General features: G+C 41.1%; 4 protein-coding genes. 1 reads left to right on the forward strand and 3 read right to left on the reverse strand.

The genetic code is table 11. The features are described from left to right. Nucleotides 1–65: 65 nt before the first annotated feature. Complete coding sequence (locus DW059_RS14675; RefSeq protein WP_199534390.1) at nt 66–2,330, forward strand: LTA synthase family protein; 2,265 nt, start codon at nt 66–68, stop codon at nt 2,328–2,330. Between the two features lie 73 nt (nt 2,331–2,403). Here the strand turns inward: DW059_RS14675 and DW059_RS14680 are convergent, their stop codons facing one another. From DW059_RS14680 to gdhA, 3 genes are all read right to left on the reverse strand, one after another. Further along, nucleotides 2,404–3,570: a cation diffusion facilitator family transporter gene (locus DW059_RS14680; RefSeq protein WP_117699284.1), complete on the reverse strand. Its 1,167-nt coding sequence runs from the start codon at nt 3,568–3,570 to the stop codon at nt 2,404–2,406. Between the two features lie 35 nt (nt 3,571–3,605). After that, a complete protein-coding gene (gene lepB / locus DW059_RS14685) occupies nt 3,606–4,301 on the reverse strand; it encodes a signal peptidase I (RefSeq protein WP_117699285.1) in 696 nt (231 codons plus the stop codon). A 300-nt stretch (nt 4,302–4,601) separates the two neighbouring features. Continuing rightward, nucleotides 4,602–5,936, reverse strand: coding sequence for an NADP-specific glutamate dehydrogenase (gene gdhA, locus DW059_RS14690; RefSeq protein ID WP_022243643.1), 1,335 nt, complete (start codon nt 5,934–5,936; stop codon nt 4,602–4,604). Nucleotides 5,937–6,054 lie beyond the last annotated feature (118 nt).

Genomic DNA, 6,054 nt, shown 5'->3' on the forward strand with positions numbered 1-6,054 from the left:
CTTATTCAGTCAAAAGTAAATTATATGTAAAAAGTGTGTAATCTACTGGGAGGAGAACCATTATTATGAGAGAAAAACATTCTTTTTTAAGTAAGTGCAAGAACTTATTTTTTAAACTAAAAAACAAAATAAATACTTTTAAGAACCGGGAGAAGAAAACACATCCACACCTTGACCGTGCAGTTGTGATTATGAATAAATACTCTTTGGTATTCCATCTGTTACTGTCCTGTTTCCTCGTTCTGGTGATTGAATGTATTTCCAGACGAAATGTGCTTTCTGCATTTTCCTTTATTGCAGGACACACCATTGCTTACCTTTATAACTCATTTATTATTTTTGCAAGTTTATCCCTGGTCTATCTGATTCGAAGAAGAACACTTGCCCGTCTCTTAATCAGCGGCTTCTGGCTTTTCCTTGGAACCATCAATGGTGTTATTCTTTCCAAACGTGTAACTCCATTTGGTTTTACAGATTTGAAATGTCTGTCTGACTTATTTGCCATGCAGAACACCAAATACTTTACCTTTGGTGAAGCACTCGCCGTTATTATCGTAGTCGGTCTTTTCCTGCTTTTCTGTATCTGGCTTTTTATCAAAGGACCAAAATATCAGGGCAAAATCAACTGGATTGTAAGTCCGCTTATGGTTGCTGTTATCTTCCTGATGTTACCGGTAACTACCAAGGCAGCCCAGTCCAATAATATTGTTGCTTCCTATTTTGCCAATATTGCACAGGGCTATGAAAATTATGGTTTTGTCTACGGCTTCTCATCCAGCGTTGTTGACCGTGGTATGAGTAAACCGGACAGTTATTCCGAAGAGCGTATTGCCAAAATAGGGGCTTCCGTTCCGGAAGAAACTACCGAAGCTGCCGAAGATGCGCCAAATATTATTGTTGTTTTACTGGAATCCTTTGTAGATCCCTCTGATGTTAAGTTCTTACATACTTCAGAAGATCCGGTTCCAAATTTTCACAACTTATTAAACAACTATTCTTCCGGTTACTTAAAAGTTCCTGTTGTAGGTGCCGGAACAGCCAATACTGAATTTGAAGTATTAACCGGTATGAGCATGCAGTATTTTGGTACCGGCGAATACCCATATAAGACTACTTTAAAAGAAATCGACAGTTGCGAAAGTATTGCTTCCGACCTTGGAAGTCTCGGCTATGGTACACATGTTGTACATAACAACGGTGGTAACTTCTACAGCCGTGCCAATGCCTTCTCCCTGATGGGATTTGACAGCTTCACCAGTAAAGAGTGTATGAACATTCAGGAGTACACACCACTTGGTTCCTGGCCAACCGATAACATCTTAATCAGTGAAACCTTAAAGGCTATGGATTCTACCCCTGACCAGTCAGATCTGGTATATACCATTACCGTACAGGGACATGGTGATTATCCTACTGAAAAGATTCTTGAAAATCCGGAAATTGCAGTAAGCGGTGCTGCAGATGAGGCTTCTAACAATCGGTGGGAATATTACATTAACATGATTCACGAAGTAGATAAATTCATCGGCAACTTAACCGAAGAGCTTTCCAAACGGGATGAAAAGACCATCGTGGTATTCTTCGGCGACCACCTTCCTACCATGGGACTGACCGATGATGATATGGTATCCGGTGACATTTTCAAAACCAAATATGTTACCTGGAACAACTTTAATTTACCAAAACAGGATGCTGACTGTGCTGCTTATGAATTATTAGCAAACATCACCAACCAGCTTGACATCCACAAAGGAACCATGTTCTCTTACATCCAGAGCCAGAAGGGTTCTGCTTCTTACGACGAGAACTTAGAGAATTTACAATATGACCTTCTTTACGGAAAACGTTATGCTTACAACGGAACAGATAAATATCCAGCAAGTGATCTGGTTATGGGTATTGATGATGTAACGATTAACAGTGTATGGAAATCCGATGACAATAAGTTATGTATTTACGGCTCCGGATTTACTCCTTGGACGAAAATTTATGTCAACGGAGAGAAGGTATCCACTTCCTTCTTAGGAAGCACCATGTTAAAGATTAATCTTGACGACATTGAAGACGGCGATACGATTGTTGCTAACATTGTAGGTTCCAGCAGCACCATCTTCCGAAGCTCCAACGAGTTCCTCTATGAGGATCCGGATGTAGAACATACGGAAGAGCCTGCTACCGAAACAGAGCAGCCTTCTACTGATACAGAAGGTTCTACCCAGTCCACTGAGAAATCCACAGAGCAGTCCTCTGAACAGTCTTTAAGTGGTGCCGGTACAGCAACTGACCAGTCTGTAGAGCATGCAGTCAATACTCCACTGACACAGAATTAAAATAATACACAGAAAGCCCCGATGGGATGAATTCTTCTATCAGATTTCTCCCATCGGGGCTTTGTTATTTCTTTTATTTCACATAATTTTTGTCTACGTTGACCACGATATGATACTGTTCGCCCAGCTTTTCCTTTACCTGATGTTCCAGTTCTTTTAACACTGCTTCATCACTGGAACGGTAGCCAAATGGAATCACTACATCAAAGATAAGATTGGTATGGGTCGGTCCCTGAACCATACGAAAATCATGCATGGTAATGACCTCATCAATATCCTTCAAAATACCTGTAACCGTTTCTTTTATCCCGGTCAGTTCCTTGCTTCCGGTAATCACCGGATCCATATGTATGACAGCCTCACAATTCAGTTCCCTTTTCAATTTCATTTCTACATTGTCTATCATATCATGTATTACAAGGATATTCATTTCTGCCGGCACTTCCGCATGTAGTGATACCATCAGACGTCCCGGTCCATAATCATGTACGACTAAATCATGAATACCGATAATCATTTTTTCTTCCAACACCAGATGTTCTATCTCTTTTACGAATTCTTCCTCCGGTGGCTGTCCCAGCAGTGGATTTAAAGTCTCCTTCGCTGCATTAATTCCACCATATAAGATAAACAGTCCTACCGCCACACCACAGTAGCCGTCAATATTGACTGATGTAAATTCTGCAATCAATGTGGTGATTAAAACCACAGATGTGGTAATGCTGTCGCTTAAGCTGTCCATGGCAGTTGCCCGCATAGCCGCTGAATTAATCTTCTTTGCGACTCTCCTGTTGTAGAAGGTCATATACAGCTTTACAGCAATCGATATCAGCAGAATCACGATAATTAACGCAGAGCATTCCGTTGCTTCCGGATGAAGAATCTTTCTGATGGAATCCTGTATCAGTTCCACTGCCATAATTAAAATAACTGCAGCAACCACAAGCCCGGAAACGTATTCCATTCTTCCATGTCCAAATGGATGCTCCGGATCCGGCTTTGCTGCTCCCAGTTTAAAGCCCAGCAATGTTACAATGGATGAGCCGGCATCCGACAGGTTATTAAATGCGTCCGCTGTAATTGCAATGGATTTACTGATGGTTCCCGCAATAAATTTTCCTGTAAATAATAATACATTTAGCAAAATACCTACAATACCACATAACGTACCGTAGGCAAGCCGTACCTTCTCCGGCTTGTCATCTTCCCGGATAAATATCCGGGCTAATAATGTTATCATAAATCTTCTCCTTTTGCTCCCTTATTTGTTCCGCACTAATTCAATATTTTAAAATTCTTCAGTGGCCAATACCGGAAAATCGCTTTTCCAAGTATTTTACCTTTCTTCACATAGGTATTGGTCCAGTATCTTCCATCATAGGAGTTATTCCGGTTATCTCCCATTACAAAATAGCTGTCCTCCGGCACTTCAAAGGTATACGGTCCTGTAGCTACCGTCCATGTCTCTTTGAGATAATCCTCCTCTAAGAGTTCTCCGTTGACATATACTTTGCCATCTTCTATCTTTACCGTATCTCCCGGACAGCCAATGACACGTTTTACATAGTTCTGGCTCTCATCATCCGGAAACTTAAAGATAATGATGTCTCCCCGCTCCGGTCCAGAAAACAGATATGACCATCGGAATCCAATCAGCTTATCTCCGGTCATGATTGTATTTTCCATGGAACCGGATGGAATCTCTGCATTAATTAACACAAAACGATTTAAAAACATAGCAATCAGCACCGCTGCTACAATCGTAATTACCCAGCTTAGGAATTCCCCTGCTGTAGACGCCGCATTCTTTGTATCAGATTTTCTTCCTTTCTTCCTGCGTCTGCCGCCTTCTGAATATTCCTCTTCTGGTTCTTCTAATTCTTCCCGGTTGTCCTCTGACTCTTCCGGTTCTTCGATATTCTCAAAGTCATCTATATATTCTAATTCTTCATTTCTTTCTTTTTTCTGCATCTAAATTGCCTCCGGTCTCTTTCCTTCCCGTTGTTCGTTCTATTATACTCCAAGCAGGGAAGAAATTCCACTGGAAATGCTTTGCGAATTTCTCGTGTAAATTAAAAAGTCCCCGAAACATAACGTTTCGGGGATGTTTTCTATGTGTTCAATGACATCTGCATTCTCTAAGTGTTCAATGACATCCACTCGGCTAAGATTCAAACTTCGTCTGCGACTCGTTTTCATCAAGTCTCGGGATGGGCTTTCACACTAAGTTCACGCTTCGCCTATGGCTCGCGTTCTCTAAGTGTTCAATGCCTAGCAGACGCCCTGGGCAAGCATAGCCTCAGCTACTTTTTCGAAGCCTGCGATGTTAGCTCCTGCTACATAGTTACCTTCCATGTTGTAACGTTTTGCAGCATCATCAATATTATGATAGATATTTACCATAATCTGTTTTAACTTAGCATCTACTTCTTCGAATGTCCAGCTTAAACGCTCTGAGTTCTGGCTCATCTCTAATGCAGAAGTTGCAACTCCACCTGCGTTAGAAGCTTTACCACAGATGAACCATACTCCGTTATCCTGTAAGTATTTGGTTGCATCTAAGGTTGTAGGCATGTTAGCACCTTCACAAACTGCTTTACATCCGTTTGCTACTAACTGTTTTGCATCATCGATAAGGAGCTCGTTCTGTGTAGCACATGGAAGAGCGATATCACATTTAATCTGCCATACGCCACGGCCTTCATGATATTCTGCACTCTTTCTTGCAGCAGCATACTCAGTAAGACGAGCACGTTTTACTTCTTTTACTTCTTTTAATAATGCAACATCGATTCCTTCCGGATCATAAATCCATCCGGTAGAATCAGAACAGGTAACAACTTTTGCACCCATCTGCTGCGCTTTCTGGATAGCGTAGATTGCAACGTTACCAGCACCAGATACAACAACTGTCTTACCTTCCATAGATTCACCATGACATTTCATTAATTCTTCTGTAATGTATAAAAGACCATATCCGGTAGCTTCTGTACGAGCTAAAGATCCACCATAGGTAAGTCCCTTACCTGTCAGAACACCTTCGTACATTCCACGGATTCTCTTATACTGTCCAAACATGTATCCGATTTCTCTTGCGCCTGTTCCGATATCTCCTGCCGGAACGTCAACGTCAGCGCCAATATATTTGCAAAGCTCGGTCATAAAGCTCTGGCAGAATGCCATTACTTCACGGTCTGATTTTCCCTTAGGGTCAAAGTCAGAACCACCTTTACCACCGCCGATTGGAAGTCCTGTTAAAGAGTTTTTAAATACCTGCTCAAATCCTAAGAATTTGATGATTCCGATATTTACGGAAGGATGGAGACGAAGACCTCCCTTGTACGGTCCAATAGAATTGTTGAACTGTACTCTGTAACCTGTATTAACCTGAACCTGTCCCTTGTCATCTACCCAAGGTACACGGAATTTAAGCTGTCTATCCGGCTCGGTTATTCTCTCAAGTAATGCTTCTTTACGATATTTCTCCTCATTTGCTTCGATTACCGGTCTTAAAGACTCCAGTACTTCTTCTACTGCCTGAAGGAATTCTGGCTCAGAAGCGTTTTTTGCTTTTACTCTTTCTAATACTTCATCAACGTAGCTCATATTATATCTCCTTTACATATTAATTTGAGTATTATATATACATCAACACTACTATTTTAGTATGAAATGAATTTTTTCGCAACGTTTTTTTCATATTTGTGTCAAAAACTTTATACTT

Source organism: Roseburia sp. AF42-8 (assembly GCF_003435965.1).
GTDB classification, from domain to species: domain Bacteria; phylum Bacillota; class Clostridia; order Lachnospirales; family Lachnospiraceae; genus Roseburia_C; species Roseburia_C amylophila.

Coding starts and splice junctions, on each gene's coding strand:
- gdhA (WP_022243643.1), bottom strand. CDS start 5,936: ATGAGCTACGTTGATGAAGTATTAGAAAGAGTAAAAGCAAAAAACGCT.
- lepB (WP_117699285.1), bottom strand. CDS start 4,301: ATGCAGAAAAAAGAAAGAAATGAAGAATTAGAATATATAGATGACTTT.
- DW059_RS14680 (WP_117699284.1), bottom strand. CDS start 3,570: ATGATAACATTATTAGCCCGGATATTTATCCGGGAAGATGACAAGCCG.
- DW059_RS14675 (WP_199534390.1), top strand. CDS start 66: ATGAGAGAAAAACATTCTTTTTTAAGTAAGTGCAAGAACTTATTTTTT.